The sequence below is a fragment of the Vibrio sp. M250220 genome, from assembly GCF_036533795.1.
Taxonomy (GTDB): Bacteria; Pseudomonadota; Gammaproteobacteria; order Enterobacterales; family Vibrionaceae; genus Vibrio.
In genome coordinates, this window is sequence record NZ_JATABI010000007.1 from 53,482 (window position 1) to 70,497 (window position 17,016).

At 44.9% G+C, this 17,016-nt stretch carries 15 protein-coding genes; 4 read left to right on the forward strand and 11 right to left on the reverse strand.

What is annotated here, in order from left to right; genetic code table 11:
* Positions 1–88 precede the first annotated feature (88 nt).
* The 3 genes from rpsI to zapE form a co-directional block, all read right to left on the reverse strand.
* Positions 89–481, reverse strand: a complete 393-nt coding sequence (gene rpsI, locus QTN94_RS04710) for a 30S ribosomal protein S9 (protein ID WP_005436094.1) — start codon at positions 479–481, stop codon at positions 89–91.
* A 15-nt stretch (positions 482–496) separates the two neighbouring features.
* On the reverse strand, positions 497–925 hold the full coding sequence (gene rplM, locus QTN94_RS04715; RefSeq protein WP_138972532.1) for a 50S ribosomal protein L13: 429 nt from the start codon (positions 923–925) through the stop codon (positions 497–499).
* Positions 926–1,173: 248 nt separating this feature from the next.
* On the reverse strand, positions 1,174–2,280 hold the full coding sequence (zapE, locus tag QTN94_RS04720) for a cell division protein ZapE (protein WP_331416216.1): 1,107 nt from the start codon (positions 2,278–2,280) through the stop codon (positions 1,174–1,176).
* Positions 2,281–2,432: 152 nt separating this feature from the next.
* Between zapE and zapG the strand changes: the two genes are divergently transcribed.
* The 3 genes from zapG (at position 2,433) to degS (ending at position 5,585) form a co-directional block, all read left to right on the forward strand.
* Positions 2,433–2,894 (forward strand): Z-ring associated protein ZapG, encoded by a 462-nt coding sequence (gene zapG, locus QTN94_RS04725; RefSeq protein ID WP_331427059.1) that lies wholly within the window; start codon positions 2,433–2,435, stop codon positions 2,892–2,894.
* Positions 2,895–3,022: 128 nt separating this feature from the next.
* A complete protein-coding gene (locus QTN94_RS04730) occupies positions 3,023–4,390 on the forward strand; it encodes a DegQ family serine endoprotease (protein WP_331427060.1) in 1,368 nt (455 codons plus the stop codon).
* Between the two features lie 130 nt (positions 4,391–4,520).
* The gene (gene degS / locus QTN94_RS04735) at positions 4,521–5,585 is read left to right on the forward strand and encodes an outer membrane-stress sensor serine endopeptidase DegS (RefSeq protein WP_331416214.1); all 1,065 of its coding nucleotides are present in this window, start codon (positions 4,521–4,523) and stop codon (positions 5,583–5,585) included.
* A 59-nt stretch (positions 5,586–5,644) separates the two neighbouring features.
* On the opposite strand, the gene parC is transcribed toward degS, so the two are convergent.
* The 6 genes from parC to nudF form a co-directional block, all read right to left on the reverse strand.
* Positions 5,645–7,927 (reverse strand): DNA topoisomerase IV subunit A, encoded by a 2,283-nt coding sequence (gene parC, locus QTN94_RS04740; RefSeq protein WP_331427061.1) that lies wholly within the window; start codon positions 7,925–7,927, stop codon positions 5,645–5,647.
* 3 nt (positions 7,928–7,930) lie between these two features.
* A complete protein-coding gene (parE, locus tag QTN94_RS04745) occupies positions 7,931–9,811 on the reverse strand; it encodes a DNA topoisomerase IV subunit B (RefSeq protein ID WP_138972538.1) in 1,881 nt (626 codons plus the stop codon).
* Positions 9,812–10,083: 272 nt separating this feature from the next.
* Positions 10,084–10,665, reverse strand: coding sequence for an esterase YqiA (gene yqiA, locus QTN94_RS04750; RefSeq protein WP_331427062.1), 582 nt, complete (start codon positions 10,663–10,665; stop codon positions 10,084–10,086).
* A 9-nt stretch (positions 10,666–10,674) separates the two neighbouring features.
* Positions 10,675–11,496, reverse strand: coding sequence for a 3',5'-cyclic-AMP phosphodiesterase (gene cpdA, locus QTN94_RS04755; protein WP_331427063.1), 822 nt, complete (start codon positions 11,494–11,496; stop codon positions 10,675–10,677).
* A 9-nt stretch (positions 11,497–11,505) separates the two neighbouring features.
* Complete coding sequence (locus QTN94_RS04760; protein WP_331427064.1) at positions 11,506–11,946, reverse strand: DUF1249 family protein; 441 nt, start codon at positions 11,944–11,946, stop codon at positions 11,506–11,508.
* Complete coding sequence (gene nudF, locus QTN94_RS04765) at positions 11,934–12,563, reverse strand: ADP-ribose diphosphatase (protein ID WP_138972542.1); 630 nt, start codon at positions 12,561–12,563, stop codon at positions 11,934–11,936. The genes QTN94_RS04760 and nudF overlap by 13 nt, the downstream gene beginning before the upstream one ends.
* 233 nt (positions 12,564–12,796) lie before the next feature.
* On the opposite strand from nudF, the gene tolC reads away from it, so the two are divergent.
* A complete protein-coding gene (tolC, locus tag QTN94_RS04770) occupies positions 12,797–14,125 on the forward strand; it encodes an outer membrane channel protein TolC (protein WP_331416211.1) in 1,329 nt (442 codons plus the stop codon).
* A 68-nt stretch (positions 14,126–14,193) separates the two neighbouring features.
* Here tolC and QTN94_RS04775 read toward each other — a convergent pair whose 3' ends face one another.
* Together QTN94_RS04775 and arcB are read right to left on the reverse strand one after the other, a co-directional pair.
* Positions 14,194–14,640: a hypothetical protein gene (locus QTN94_RS04775; protein WP_269376574.1), complete on the reverse strand. Its 447-nt coding sequence runs from the start codon at positions 14,638–14,640 to the stop codon at positions 14,194–14,196.
* A 5-nt stretch (positions 14,641–14,645) separates the two neighbouring features.
* The gene (arcB, locus tag QTN94_RS04780) at positions 14,646–17,003 is read right to left on the reverse strand and encodes an aerobic respiration two-component sensor histidine kinase ArcB (protein WP_331416209.1); all 2,358 of its coding nucleotides are present in this window, start codon (positions 17,001–17,003) and stop codon (positions 14,646–14,648) included.
* Positions 17,004–17,016: the final 13 nt, after the last annotated feature.

Below are 17,016 nucleotides of genomic sequence, written 5' to 3' on the forward strand. Positions count from 1 at the left end.
CGGAAAAACAAAAAAGCCTGACATAATGCCAGGCTTTTTGGTGCCACATCCAATGCAAGCATTGGAAGCGAATCTTTTCGAAAAAAGATTAACGCTTAGAGAACTGTGGACGACGACGTGCTTTACGTAGACCAACTTTCTTACGTTCAACGCAACGAGCGTCACGAGTAACGTAACCAGCTGCACGTAGAGTAGGACGTAGAGACTCATCGTATTCCATTAGAGCGCGAGTGATACCGTGACGGATAGCACCAGCTTGACCAGAAATACCGCCACCTTTAACAGTAACGTATAGGTCTAGTTTCTCAGTTAGTTCAACTAGCTCAAGAGGTTGTTTAACAACCATGCGAGAAGTTGGACGACCGAAGTACTCATCAAGACTACGCTTGTTGATTACGATGTTGCCGCTGCCTGGTTTGATGAAAACACGCGCAGCTGAGCTTTTGCGACGGCCAGTGCCGTAGTATTGATTCTCTGCCATTTTCGAAATCCCCGATTAGATGTCTAGTACTTGTGGTTGTTGAGCAACATGGTTGTGCTCAGCGCCAGCGTAAACTTTAAGCTTACGGTACATAGCACGGCCAAGAGGACCACGTGGTAGCATACCTTTAACCGCTAGCTCAAGAGCCATCTCTGGCTTACGATCAATTAGCTTCTCGAAGCTGATTGATTTTAGGCCGCCTGGGAATTCAGAGTGACGGTAGTAAATCTTACCTTTAGCCTTGTTACCAGTTACAGTAACTTTCTCCGCGTTTACAACGATGATGTAATCACCAGTGTCAACGTGTGGAGTGTATTCAGCTTTGTGTTTGCCACGTAGGCGAGATGCAATTTCACTTGCTAGACGACCAAGAGTTTTACCTTCAGCGTCTACAACGTACCAGTCGCGTTTTACAGTTTCTGGTTTAGCAACGAAAGTTTTCATGCTAATAATAACCCGTTCAATATTTAAATTTACACTTAAGGAGCAAGCTTGCTCCCACTGACTAAGAGTCCAGTCAACACCCCTTCGAGTGGTTGGCACTCTCGACCCGTTATGTCGAAATACCTTCGATAATCAAGGTCTGCAGTAACGGTGGGTCGCAGGATTATAGAGAAGTCAGTTGAAAAAATCACCTTTTTTTGGATAAAAATTTCATTTTTTTCAAGCTCACCCCTTTAACCACAAGCTCGCTAAGCTAAATGCTCTTTCGCCAAATAATCATGGCTTTGCATTTCAATCAATCTCGACTGACAACGTTTGAACTCAAACTCAAGTAAACCACCCGCATAAAGAGCCTCCAATTCTACTTCAGCCGAGATGATAAGCTTAACGTTACGCTCGTAGAACTCATCGACTAAGGCGATAAAGCGGCGAGCTGCATCATCAATGCTCGCGTTCATCTGCTGAACATCAGCCAATAGCACGGTGTGGTAAATACGCGATAGCTCTATATAGTCATTCTGGCTACGCGCAGATTTACATAACTGAGCAAAGGTAGCGTGAAGCACACCTTCCGACGCTTGCACCACCTCAATCTGACGGTGGTTTATGTCTATGACACTAACCCCCTTTTTACCTTCGCCAACCAGTTGCTCATAGTAGTGACAAAGGTTCTTATTGGCTTGCTCATCGAGGGGGGAGTGATAGATTTCTGCTTGTTCTAGCGTTCTCAAGCGATAATCAATACCACTATCCACATTGAGTACTACGCAATTGGCCTGAATCAGTGCAATCGCAGGGAGAAATCGAGCTCTCTGTAATCCGTTTCGGTAAAGGTCTTGTGGCGGAATGTTTGATGTCGCAACCAGAATGACACCACGCTTAAACAGTGCCTGAAACAGAGTCCCCAAAATCATGGCATCGGTAATATCTGAAACAAAAAACTCATCAAAACAGATGATCTCGGTTTCTGCCTTGAATTTATCAGCAACCAACTCAAGTGGATCATTGACATCCCCAAGTGCGTTCAACTCATCATGTACGCGGTACATAAAGCGGTGAAAGTGAACTCGCATTTTTTTTTCGGTTGGAAGTGCATCGAAAAAGGTATCAACTAGATAGGTTTTACCACGCCCAACCCCACCCCAGAAATAAAGACCTTTAGGCGATTCTGGAAGCTTAGGCTGTTTATTACTGAACCAAGTTTTCCACCCTGATGGTTTTTCTATCGGGGTTTCTAGGTATTCAATGAATTCATGATAGAGCTTATCTAAGGCAGTTACCGCTTGTAACTGAGCAGCATCTTTCTGAAAACCGTGTTCTTTTATATCTTTATTATAGATTTCTAGTGGCGTCATCGCTTCGATACCTAATGAAGAAGACTGTTAAACTGCTATGTAGAGCACATGCATTTTTCTTTATTGGCTTAAGCACTCATAGTACCATGTGATTTGAACATGTGTAACTAACCAGTAAAAAACATGTTAAATAACAATGATAAGGAGCAATTATGCCTTGGATTTACGCCCTTGTAGGCTTGCTTGTTGGGATGCTTTTAGGCGCTGTCATTTCACGTCTTACGACGCCCGGATATAAGAAGCAGAAGAACGTTCAGAAAGATTTGGATAAGGCCAAATTTGAATTAGAGCAGCAAAAACAAGATCTTGCTGATCATTTTGCACAGTCTGCTGAAATGCTCGACTCACTAGGTAAAGAGTACACTAAGCTTTATCAACACATGGCTAAAACCTCTGCGCAGTTACTGCCTAATCTTCCTGAACAAGACAATCCGTTTATCAAGAAGATTAGTCAACAATCAGAGGTCGATTCTCACGTTTTCGATTCTGATTCTACGGTTCAACCTCTTAGCGAAGCTCCAAAAGACTACGCAGCAGGTTCAACTGGATTACTACAAGACCAGAAAAAAGAAATTCTAGACTCACAAGACGTGGTCTCCGCTAAAGCGTCATAACCCAATCTTTCTTTTGTGATGAACTTTACATCGTTTTTTGAGTCTTAAATTCCGATAAGTGCCCCTTTAATTCTTCTTCAACGTATAAACGTTTGAATTTTTGGGGCTTAACTATATAGGAGTATCCGATGAAAAAACCTTTGCTTGCCTTAACCGTTCTCTCTCTAAGCCTAAGTTCAATCATCACGCCAATGCAAGCGACTGCTGCTTTACCGTTTACGGTTGATGGTGAACAACTGCCAAGCCTCGCTCCGATGCTTGAGAAAGTCACTCCCGCGGTAGTCAGTATCTCAGTTGAAGGCACTCAAGTGTCTCGCCAACAAATTCCTGAACAGTTTCGCTTTTTCTTCGGTCCTGATTTTCCAACTGAACAACTGCAAGAAAGGCCATTCCGTGGTTTAGGTTCTGGTGTGATTATCGATGCCAAGCAAGGTCATGTTGTGACTAACTACCACGTGATTAATGGTGCAGAAAAAATTCGTGTCAAACTTCACGATGGCAGAGAATATGACGCAGAGTTGGTCGGTGGCGACCAGATGTCTGATGTTGCCCTGTTAAAGCTCGAAAAAGCGAAAAATCTTACCGAAATCAAGATTGCAGATTCAGACAAGTTGCGAGTCGGCGATTTCACTGTTGCGATTGGTAATCCATTTGGTCTTGGTCAAACCGTGACGTCTGGTATTGTCTCTGCTCTGGGTCGCAGTGGTCTAAACATTGAGAACTTCGAAAACTTTATCCAAACCGATGCAGCGATCAATAGTGGTAACTCTGGTGGTGCTTTGGTCAACCTGAAGGGTGAGTTGATTGGTATCAACACCGCAATTCTTGGACCAAATGGTGGTAACGTCGGGATAGGTTTTGCGATTCCTTCCAATATGATGAATAACCTCACTGACCAAATCTTAGAATTTGGTGAAGTAAAGCGCGGTATGCTTGGTGTTCAAGGCGGTGAGATTACCTCTGAACTTGCAGAAGCCTTAGGCTATGAATCAAGTAAAGGTGCGTTTGTTAGCCAAGTGGTACCAGACAGTGCAGCCGATAAAGCCGGCATTGAGGCTGGCGATGTGATCGTTTCGGTAAATGATAAGGCAATTAACTCATTTAGCGAACTTCGAGCTAAAGTCGCCACACTGGGTGCTGGTAAAAAGGTAACGCTAGGTGTCGTCAGAGATGGTAAGCAGAAGTCTTTTGATGTCACCCTTGGTGCGCAAACCAATGTTAAAACCACAGCCGACAAACTTCATGAAGGTTTGGCAGGGGCAGAGCTCACCAACACAATGGCCAGTGATAAAGTGCAGGGTGTTAAGGTGTCAACCGTCGAAAAAGGCTCCAACGCCGAAGCTTATCAGCTGCAAAAGGATGACATTATCATCGGTGTAAACCGTCAAAGAGTGAAGAACTTAGCGGAGTTTAGAAAAATAGTTGAGAAACAGTCAGGTGTTCTTGCACTCAACATTCAGCGTGGTGAACGAAGCATTTACCTTGTTATTCGTTAAATAACATTTCACTCAAAACGCGATATCGCTTTGAAAGGACAGCTGCTCAACCCGCTGTCCTTTTGTTATTTTCTCATCTAATGCTATTCTTCACCGACTAAAACACTTTATGACTATTGATGAGGAAAGCATGCTGCAATTCGTATTGCGATCTGTAGGTTTGGGGCTCGCTACCGCTGCCCTGCTATTGCTCGCGGTTCCATCCTTGCGTTCCAACCTTGTTCCTGCCACGGTACAAACCAGCAATATTGATAGCACTCAGGTACAGATTTCATTCAATCAAGCCGTCCGTAAAGCGGCTCCTGCCGTGGTCAATATCTATAGCCGTAAGTACACCGAAGAAGACCGTTCGAAATTACTCACACAGGGACTTGGATCGGGAGTCATTGTTAGTGAAAAAGGCTACATCATTACTAACTATCATGTTGTTGCTCAAGCAGACCAAATCATTGTGGCTTTACAAGACGGTCGGATAGCCGCGGCACAGCTGGTTGGTAAAGACAGACGTACAGACATTGCCGTACTTCGTGTCGAAGGCGAAAACCTACCCGTCATTCCTTTGAATCCAGACTACTCGCCAAAAGTCGGTGATGTTGTTTTAGCTATTGGAAATCCATATAACCTCGGCCAAACAACCACATTCGGCATTATTTCAGCGACAGGTCGTTCTTCAATTAGTGCAGACGGACATCAAGCCTTTATTCAAACAGATGCTGCGATCAACGAGGGTAACTCTGGAGGGGCCTTGGTCAATACTCAAGGTGAATTAGTCGGTATCAATACTGCTTCATTCCAGCAGGCAACGGAGTTGGAAACCTACGGTATCTCTTTTGCGATTCCTTTTGCACTCGCCAATAAAATAATGCAGAAAATTATTGCTGACGGTCGCGTTATTCGCGGCTATATCGGCATTGACGGGCAAGATATTAACTCGGTGACCTCTCGCCTGTTAGGTAGCGAACATCTCGGTGGAATTGTGGTTCTTGGGGTTGATCCTAACGGCCCAGCAGCGGAAGCTGGTTTTGAAGAACAAGACATTATTCTCAAGATTGACGGACAAAAAATTAATGGCCGCCAGAGCGTCTTGGACATAGTCACCGAACTTCGTCCTGGTACTGTCGTTGATGTGCTGATCCTGCATAAAGGACAAGAGAAGACACTTAAAGTGACGATAAAAGAAGATACCCGCGAATAACCTTGATGGTCATTCTAATTGGATAAGAAAAAAAACCATGCAATGCATGGTTTTTTTTATCACTCTTGAACATCAGGCTCTATGTCGCTAGAGCCAGCGGTTTCAATTTCAATCCGCGTCACTCTTTGTAACCCACGAGGTAGTAAACCACCACGTCGTCCTCTTTCACCACGGAAGTTTTCAAGATCCGATGGTCGAAGACCGAGCTTGCGTTTACCTGCATAGAGCGTAACGGTGCTCTGTTGTGGTAGAGCAATCAAGTGAGAAACAAACTCTTCACGATCTTTGGCTTTTGCCGCCGGTATGTTGATGATCTTGTTACCTTTACCTTTGCCAAGCTGAGGAAGATCTTTGATCGGGAACAGCAGCATACGCCCTTGGTTCGTGATGGCTAAGATCTCATCACTATCCAGATCTCCAATCGCTTTTGGTAACAGTACCTCTGAGTTTTGAGGTAAGCTCACTAATGCTTTACCACTGCGGTTCTTCGACAATAGGTCACTGCCTTTACACACAAAGCCATATCCGGCATCCGAACCAACTAACCACAGTTGATCTTCTTCACCCATCACAACGTGACGAATACTCGTCCCTGCGTTGACGTTCAAGCGTCCTGTAATTGGCTCACCTTGAGTTCGTGCAGATGGTAGCGAGTGTGACTCTAGTGAGTAGCTACGTCCATCACTGCCTAGGAATACCGCTTGCTGGTTACTCTTACCGCGCGCATGGGCAAGGTAATTATCACCAGACTTGTAGTTCAGTGTACCCGCATCAACATCGTGACCTTTCGCGTGACGAATCCAGCCTTTTTCAGAAAGAACAACCGTGATTGGTTCACTAGGCACAAGATCTCTTTCAGTCAACGCTTTCGCTTCAGCGCGTTCAACCATAGGTGAACGACGGTCATCGCCGTATTTTTCAGCGTCAGCTTGAATCTCTTTCTTAAGTAGCGTGTTAAGACGACGCTCAGAACCTAGCAGTAACTCTAGCTTGTCACGCTCTTTTTCGAGCTCTTCTTGTTCACCACGGATCTTCATTTCTTCTAGCTTGGCTAGGTGACGAAGTTTGGTATCTAGAATCGCATCGGCTTGAATATCAGTGATGCCAAAACGTGCCATCAGCACGGCTTTTGGATCATCTTCAGTACGGATAATCTCAATCACTTCATCAAGGTTTAGATAGGCAATCAACAAACCTTCTAAGATGTGTAGTCGAGCAAGAACTTTATCTAATCGATACTGTAGACGGCGACGAACAGTTGTACGGCGGAACTCGATCCACTCAGAGAGAATCTGAACTAATCCTTTAACCTGAGGACGGTTATCAAGACCAATCATGTTTAGGTTAACACGGAAGTTCTTTTCTAGATCCGTCGATGCAAACAAGTGATTCATCAACTGATCGCTATCCACTCGGTTGGAACGCGGTACAACAACAATTCGTGTCGGGTTTTCATGATCAGATTCATCACGAAGATCATCAACCATCGGCAGTTTTTTCGCACGCATCTGGCCAGCGATTTGCTCTAGAAGCTTGGCACCTGACACTTGGTGAGGAAGAGAGGTAATGACAATCTCATTGCCCTCTTTGTGCCAGACCGCACGCATCTTAATGCTGCCTCGTCCAGTACGATAAATCTTATCTAGATCTGCCTTTGGAGAAATGATCTCTGCTTCAGTCGGATAGTCAGGACCTTTAACAAAGTTCATGATATCGGCAAGTTCTGACTTTGGATTATCGATCAAATGAATCGTTGCATCCGCCACTTCACGTACGTTGTGAGGTGGAATATCCGTTGCCATACCAACAGCAATACCTGTTACGCCATTGAGTAGAATATGAGGCAAACGTGCTGGCAACATTTGCGGCTCTTTCATTGTGCCGTCAAAGTTAGGCTGCCACTCAACCGTACCCTGCCCTAGTTCTCCTAGCAATACCTCAGCAAACTTAGATAGTTTAGCTTCGGTATAACGCATCGCAGCGAACGATTTAGGATCATCTGGCGCACCCCAGTTACCTTGACCATCCACTAATGGGTAGCGGTAAGAGAATGGCTGAGCCATAAGAACCATAGCTTCATAACATGCTAAATCACCATGTGGGTGATATTTACCTAACACGTCACCAACGGTACGAGCTGACTTTTTGTACTTAGCAGAGGCTGAGAGACCCAACTCTGACATTGCGTAAATGATACGTCTCTGAACCGGCTTTAAACCATCACCAATGTATGGCAAAGCACGATCCATGATTACGTACATTGAGTAATTTAGATAAGCGTCTTCAGTGAACTTGCGCATTGGCAACTGTTCAACGCCATCATATGTAATTTCTGTCGACATTCGTTAAACCTCTGCCATATCGCCGTTGCTTTGCAACCAAGAGCGACGGTCATCCGCTCGCTTCTTACCTAGCAGCATATCCATCATTTCCATCGTTGCTTCACTATCGTCAATCGTTAACTGAACCAAACGACGAGTGTTGGGATCCATGGTCGTTTCACGTAGCTGAAGTGGATTCATTTCACCCAGACCTTTGAATCGCTGCACGTTGATTTTGGCTTTCTTCTTCGACAAACGCTCTAAAATGCCTTCTTTTTCATCATCATCAAGCGCATAGAAAACCTCTTTTCCACAGTCGATACGATACAGTGGAGGCATCGCGACATAGATGTGCCCCGCTTCAACTAGCGAACGGAAATGGCGTGTAAACAATGCACATAGCAAAGTGGCGATATGAAGACCATCCGAGTCCGCATCGGCAAGGATACAAACTTTACCGTAGCGAAGACCGTCTAAGTTCTCGGTATCAGGATCGATACCTAATGCCACAGAGATGTCATGAACTTCCTGAGACGCGAGAACCTGATCAGGCGAGACTTCCCAAGTATTCAGGATCTTACCTCGTAGCGGCATCACAGCTTGAAACTCACGATCACGCGCCTGTTTAGCAGAACCACCAGCCGAGTCACCTTCGACAAAGAAGATTTCAGTGCGGTTTAAGTCCTGAACTGAACAGTCGGTTAACTTACCTGGCAAAGCAGGGCCAGAAGCGACTTTTTTACGCACAACCTTTTTACTCGCACGCATACGACGATGTGCGTTGGCGATACAGACTTCCGCCAGTTGCTCAGCTAACTGAGGCTTTTCATTCAACCACAGGCTAAATGAGTCTTTAACGACGCCAGAAACGAATGCCGCCGTCTGACGTGAAGAGAGTCGTTCTTTAGTTTGACCAGCAAACTGCGGATCTTGCATTTTCACCGACAACACGTAAGAACAACGATCGAAAACGTCATCCCCCGTCAGTTTCACGCCACGCGGTAACAGATTACGGAACTCGCAAAATTCACGCATTGCATCGAGCAAGCCTTGGCGTAGGCCGTTAACGTGAGTACCGCCTTGTGCCGTTGGAATCAAGTTAACGTAACTTTCGGTGATCAGCTCACCACCTTCTGGTTGCCAGATCACGGCCCAGTTAGCAGCCTCTGTTTCAGCAGAAAACTCACCGGTATAAGGTTCTTCTGGTAGAACCGTGTACCCTTTGACACCTTCAGCTAGGTAGTCTTTCAGGCCATCTTCATATAACCAACTGTAATCTTTGCCATTTACCTTATCGCTAAAGGTAATCTCTAAGCCAGGACAAAGAACCGCTTTTGCTCGTAGGTTATTGACTAGGCGTGTAACAGAAAAATTTGCTGAATCGAAATACTTCGTGTCCGGCCAGAAGTGAACGCTGGTACCTTTGTTGCGACGACCACAAGTGCCAGTCACCGTTAAGTCAGATACTTTCTCGCCATGTTCAAATGCAATTTCATACACTTGCCCATCACGACGAACGGTCACTTCAACACGCTTAGACAGCGCGTTTACTACCGAGATACCAACACCGTGTAAGCCACCTGAAAATTGGTAGTTTTTATTGGAAAACTTACCACCAGCGTGCAGCTTACATAGTATCAGTTCAACCCCTGAAACTTTTTCTTCAGGGTGGATATCTACAGGCATGCCACGACCATCATCGATCACTTCAAGTGATTGGTCGGCATGTAAAATTACTTGAACCTTTGAAGCGTGTCCGGCTAGCGCTTCATCGACACTGTTGTCGATGACTTCTTGGCCCAAGTGGTTTGGGCGCGCTGTATCCGTATACATCCCTGGTCGGCGACGTACTGGCTCCAAACCATTAAGAACCTCAATGGCCCCAGCATTATATTGTTCAGTCATAATACGGAATTTCGTCTTAGGTAATAAAAGGTTTACTTGGCAGGCGATTTAAATGTGTCGGCTTAAATGGCAACCTTGTCGGGTATCCACAAGGTTAACGACGAAAATCCAAACACTTCAAATCCACACAAGTACTGATGAGACATAGTCTGGAACAGACCCAATTATGTCAAGAGAGATAAGTAAGTAACAAGTAAAATTATGACTCTTCCCTCAATGAATATGTCATTGAGAGCGAAAGACGTTAGGTTCATCAACACTAACCAGGCAGATTAAAGCGCCAAGAATTCGATGATCTTAGCCGGATAACGCTCGAAGTTGACGAAGCTATGATCACCACCTTGCTCGACAGTCTGCTTAGCTCCACAAAAATGTTGCACTGCTTGACGATAATCGAGAACTTCATCCTCGGTTTGCTGTAGCAACCAAAAGTCCGACGGCGTTTTAATAACCGGAGTGTCGAGTTGCTTGAGTTCAACAATATGGTGATGCTCTAAAACATAACGCTCTTGAGTGTACGGGTTTTCTTGCTCACCAAGAAAATCCGCAAGCAGCTCATAAGGCTTGACCGCAGGGTTAACCACTACCGCTTTAAAGGCAAACTGCGCATTGAGCCACATCGAAAAATAACCACCAAGCGAACTTCCGACCAAGCCAATCTGATAATCATCTTTATATTGATTGACAATATCCAACAGATGCTGTGCAGCTTGCTCAGGAAAACAAGGTAAACGCGGTATCACTACCTTAATATCTGGACGATACTGTTCACAGTACTCTCGCATTAGATTTGCTTTGAGTGACAATGGTGAACTGTTAAAACCATGAATATAAAGTAGTAAAGACGGTTTCATTTCCTTTCCTCAATAGCCAGCAGAAGTGAAATCAGGCTGGAAACTGCCAGCTGGTAAGCGTTTTACTTCTGTCGACACACTGCCATCGGCATGTAACTCTAGTTCACGCCAGCCTGGGGAAAGCGTATCCAACGCAAAGTCATCGCTATTAGGTTTAAACTGAACACAAGTCGATGGTGTGGCCATCACTCTCGCACCTTTATACACAACGTTCATATCTTGATGCACATGCCCACATAACACCGCTTTAACGCTGCTGTGTTTGTCTACCACTTGCCAAAAATCTTCAGCATCTTTCAGTGCATGCTGATCTAACCAACGGCTACCAACCAACAGGGGATGATGGTGCATTAAAACAAGCGTGTAACGCTCTGGATATTCGGTGAGCTTTTCATCAAGCAGTGTCAGTTGTTGATCGCTCAAGCGACCATGAGGTACACCGACAACCTGAGAATCAAGCAATATCATTTGCCACTTTTCACCGAGCAAGACATGTTCAACCTGTTGAATCTGAGGTGAAGGTAAGACCGAACCCATGGCCGGTTTAAAGTCATGATTGCCCGGTAACCAGAAACATGTTTTCTCAAGTGGTGCAATGCCTTGCTCGAATCTTTGATAGGAGCCAGCAGAGTGATCCTGAGAGATATCACCCGTTGAGAGAATCGCATCGAACGATCGCTTCTCCTGCACAATAGCGGCAATAACTGCACTAAAACTATCGAGAGTTTTAACACTGAGCAGACTACCATCCGCTGGCTCAAATAAATGAGTATCAGTAATCTGGAGTAGCTTTATACTGCCGCTATCTAAGGAACTTGACGTTACTTTCAAAACTAAAACCTAAATATTCAATGGAGTGCGACTGATACCCTGTTTCAAACAAAATGACAGCCAATCACCGAGAAAACGATTGAGTTGTACCTTTTCATCTTGTTGCAGCATCTTATCATTCGGGTAGTCGTATCGAGCATTCACACGTTTAAGATGTTCACAGCTACAAACTTCTGCTACGCGAGCATCGTGGTAGAGCCTGACAGACATTGTTGGCAATGGAAATACTGGAACGTCATCACTTTGACAAATGTCGACCAAAGTTGTGTACTTTGTGACTTCGACCACTTGAATCTGATACGTCATATAAGCAGCTTGATAGCAGCGTACATCACTGACACTCGGCTGATAAGGCAGCAAAGCGTTTAGTTTTGCGTAATTTGTCTCATATGTGCGCATCAGGTCAGATAAATCAACATGATACGGTTTCTTTAGTGCTACGTGCGCCATTGTCTCTTCAAACGTTGCTGGTTAAGCTCCAACCATTGCAATGCAATAATGGAGGCACCATTTTCAAATTTCCCATCAATAACCCATTGGTAGGCTTGCTGGCGGGATACCACATGAACTCGAATATCCTCACCTTCATAGTCTAAACCATGAATCCCATTCGCTGTACTCGCATCAACTTGACCGACATACACATCAAGTTTTTCGGAACAACCGCCTGATGAAGGGTAATACGAGGTTACTTTCTCTAACTGACCTACTTCAATACCGGCTTCTTCTACCGCTTCACGTCGAACAACACTTTCAGCGTCTTCTTCACGATCTATCATGCCTGCGACGATTTCCAACTGCCAAGGGCTGTCATGTTCAAGAGCGCCAACGCGGATTTGTTCAATCAATACCACCTCGTCTCTAATCGGATCGTAAGGTAGCATAGCCGCTGCGTGTCCACGCTCGAACATTTCGCGTTCGATAGTTTCACTCCACCCTCCTTCAAACAACTTATGTTTGAAGCGGTACTTAATCATTTTAAAAAATCCCTGAAACAGTGTTTCTTTTGAGATTATTTCCACATCTTGTCGAGTGAACTGCTTATGTTGCTGGTCAGACTGTTGCATTTGGCACCTCTCTGAGTGAATCTTATAGTTTACTCAGACCTAAGCGTAACTTCCAAGGACGTGGCTCAACTTTTCATACAATTTTTGCAGTTTAATTTAAATTGATGAATTATACTTATTACACAGCTGGATAGTTAAGTGTAAAACTTTGCAAAGTTTTCGAGTGAATTGACATCAATTGAGTTAAACTCTTGATGACTAATATTTTTCGTTTTTTGGCAGGAATTGAACCTATGAAGAAACTGCTTCCACTAGTTATCAGTGCAGCACTAGGCAGCCTAAGTACTCATGCTTTCGCTGATACTCTGGCAGACATTTACAATCAAGCAAAAGAGAATGACCCAACGCTACTTAGTGCCGCAGCCCAGCGTGATGCTGCCTTTGAAGCCGTGACCTCTAGCCGTGCAACACTTCTACCACAAATTAATTTGACTGCTGGTTACAACCTAACACGTGGCGACACGGATTTGGACACGGGTAGTACTATTGACAACGATAAGAATGCGCTAACAGCTGGCATCAACTTCTCGCAAGAACTTTACCAACGTTCTAGCTGGGTTGCTCTGGATGTGTCTGAAAAATCGGCACGCCAAGCAGATGCGTCTTATGCCGCAGCACAACAAGCTTTGATTCTGCGTGTTTCGACCGCGTACTTTGATGTATTGCGTGCACAAGACAACCTAGAGTTTGTTCAGGCAGAGAAAGCAGCGGTTGGCCGTCAGTTAGAGCAAACGAAGCAACGTTTTGAGGTTGGGCTTTCAGCAATCACTGACGTACATGACGCTCAAGCTCAGTACGACGCAGTACTCGCTGATGAAGTATTGGCACAAAACAGCCTAGTAAACAGCTACGAAGGTCTGCGTGAAATTACCGGTCAAGAGCACTCGAATCTTGATGTTCTTGATACTAAGCGTTTCTCAGCAAGTAAGACTTCTACGGCAATTGATGCACTAGTAAACGAAGCCCAAGAGAAAAACTTAAGCTTGCTATCTGCACGTATCGCGCAAGACGTAGCCAAAGACAACATTTCGCTAGCCAGTTCAGGACACCTACCATCGCTAACACTTGATGGTGGATACAACTACGGCGATATTTCAGACAGCATCAACTCAAACGGCACAACCAATAACTTCAACATTGGCGTCAATCTGAATGTTCCACTATACACAGGTGGCAACATTAGCTCGCAAACTAAACAAGCTGAATACAGCTATGTTGCAGCAAGCCAAGATCTTGAAGCTGCTTACCGCAGTGTTGTGAAAGATGTTCGTGCATTCAACAACAATATCAGCGCATCAATTGGAGCGCTGCGTGCTTACGAGCAGACCGTTGTCTCGGCACAATCAGCCCTTGAAGCAACAGAAGCGGGGTTTGATGTTGGTACACGTACCATTGTTGACGTTCTAGATTCTACTCGTCGTCTATACGATGCCAATAAGAGCCTATCTAACGCTCGTTACGATTACATTCTAAGTGTGCTTCAGCTACGTCAAGCCGTTGGTACACTGAGTGAGCAAGACATCCTCGATGTTAATGCTGGTCTCAAAACGGCGAGCAAATAACGCACTAATCATTCGATAAAAAAGGCTTGCTCCATTGGAGCAAGCCTTTTTATTTCTATCTGTCTGCGTTAGTAGACGGTATCTATCTTGACGTTTTTCTCGACTAACCAATCCACTTTGTCTTCGCGTTTGATATGCAATGCCACGTCAACTGGTTGGTCCAAATCGAGGGGAATTTGCCATACAAACACAACTTCCCACTGGTTCTGATTATGGGTGCGAAGTTCGAGTAAGTCCCCGTCGATAATCCAGCTCTGATCACCTTGCTGAATAGACACGCTTTCAACATCTAGCTCCGCTGGTAACGGTTTGTCAGATTCTAAATAGAGCGCACCATGTAGAGTACTGTCTTGCACTTCGCCAATGGTGGGCATCTTATTGATCCAAAGATTACTTTTGAGTACTACAGTGGTATCGGCGAATTCCAACTGGTTGCCTTGCTCCCAGCCTACAGGTTGTGAAGTACAGCCCACCATTAACGCCACACCAAGTGAGAGAGCTGCTAACTTTTTCATTTGATTCACCTTTGTCGTTCCGAGTGGTGTTGTAACCATTCTTTCAAGATATGAATATCATTGTCATACTCATTCTTTATTTCTTCAACCCAATCGTCGATGTTTTCCCACCAAGTTGGAAAATCTGGCGACTGCGCTTTCTGCGCCACGCTCTGAATATGCTTTAATCCAATAGAGCCTGCGGCCCCTTTAATTTTGTGAGCCTCTGAAACTATACCTTCCTGATGCTTGGCGACCATGTTTGAGTCCAACACTTGCAAGTACTCTGGCATCATCTCTTCAAACATCTCTATGCTGCTAAGTACAGGCTCTGGCCCAACAATACTGACATAGGACTCAAGCATATCTAGGTCAAGTATACGAGAATAGATCTCCCCACCTTCGGCGATCACTTCGGGCTCGACGGTTTGATACTTGGTTTGCTCCACCTCTCCTTGAGTAAACTTAGCCAGAACCTCTTGCACCGCAGTCACTGAAAGAGGTTTACTGATCGCATCATCCATCCCTTTATCAAGGTACTCTTGTTTGTTCTTGAGGACATTGGCTGTCAAGGCTACCAATGGCGGCAGATCCGAGTATGTGCGTCTAAAGTATTCTGCAACATCAAACCCGGTCATATCTGGTAGCTGGATGTCTAGGAACACCAAGTCGTAAATTTCAGGATCAAACATTTCCATCGCTTCCATACCTGTCATGGCAACAGAAACTTCATGTCCCATACTCTCTAGCAGTGAGCGAGCAACCGTAATATTGAGCTCAATATCCTCAACCATAAAGATATTGAGTTCTTGCGATGGTGCAGCCACTGATGATAAAGACTCTTCAACTTCTGCCAATGGCACACTGATAGTGACGGTGAAAGTACTGCCAAATCCCTCTTCACTCGAGACGGTAATATCGCCGTTCATCATATTGATTAGCTGCTTTGACACAGCAAGACCGATACCTGTTCCGACTGCATGGAGGTTGTCTTTCCCAGACTTGACCTGATAGTACATGGCAAAGATTTTTTCGAGCTCAGCTTCTGGGATACCGATACCGCTATCCTCTATCTCCATCGTAATATGAGCGTGTTGGTCTTCTATCTCAGAGCTGACCGTCATCACCACCCCTCCCTCTTTAGTAAACTTCATCGCATTGCTGATGAGGTTCCAAAGTACCTGACGGAGACGAGTCGCATCGACTTCAATCGCACTAGGCAGTTCGCTCAGACGTTCCAGATCAAAGCGCAGCCCTTTCTGCGACGCCATCAATGCAGAGATGCTCTCCATCTCTGCGACAAATTCTTCAAAATTAAGTGTCGATGGATAAAGTTCGAGTTTGCGGCGGTCGAACTTGTCCATATCAATAATGTCGTTGAAGATGTTACCCAAGGTAATTGCACTGACATTAATGGTCTGCATATGGTTACGCTGCTCTTCGGTAAGCTGAGTATCAAGCAGCATTCGACTCAAACCAACGATACCGTTAAGGGGGGTGCGTAGCTCATGACTGATCGTCGATATAAATGTTGTTTTATCTCGACTGGCTTTTTCTAGCGATTCTTCATGGCGCTTACGCTCTGTGATATCACGGCCAAAACCCACCAGACCTAAGTGACGCCCCTCTTTGCTGTAGAAAGGGACTTTACGTAATTCGAAATAGTTTTTACGTCCATCAGGATACTCAAGCCACTGCTCATAAGTTAGCGCTTGATTATCAGAGAAAACCTTCTGGTCTGTATCAACAATTTGTTGAGCGACTTCCTTGCTGTAAACATCCCAAGGTGTCAGACCGACCAGTTGACTCTCTTTCTTACCCGTCAGCTCTTCCATTGCTCGGTTACAACCGGAGAAAACGCCCTCTGCGTTGCGGTAGTAAATAAGGTCAGGAGAAGCATCAATAAACGAACGTAGAAGTGCGGTTCTCTCCGCCAATTCTACCTGTGTTTTCTCACGCTGATAGACCTCATTCTCAAGGTCTTTCATCGCTTCTTCACGCGCTTCTTCAGCTTTAATACGTTCTTCAATTTCTTGATTAAGCTTGGCAATGTTTTGTTGAAGCTTGTGGTTGAGTTCCTGATCTCGTGAACGCATATCTTTCAATTTCGAGACAAGCTTGGAGAGACGTTGGCGCGATTCTTCCAATTGATCGACAACCACCGATAGAAAATACACCGCCCAAGGAGTAATTAATAAGCCAAAGAAAACTGAGCGTACGATGTCGATGTCATCGACGTGCCCACTTAAAACAAGAGTAATTCCGACTTGGACAACAACAGCAAGTGCCACCAAGGCCAAAGCAAGAAGAATAGAAAAACGCAGGATGCCCAGTTTGACTAACAAATCGACATAATACTGCGCAAGATTTTTAATCGGCTTCATCGAGAACTCCGCA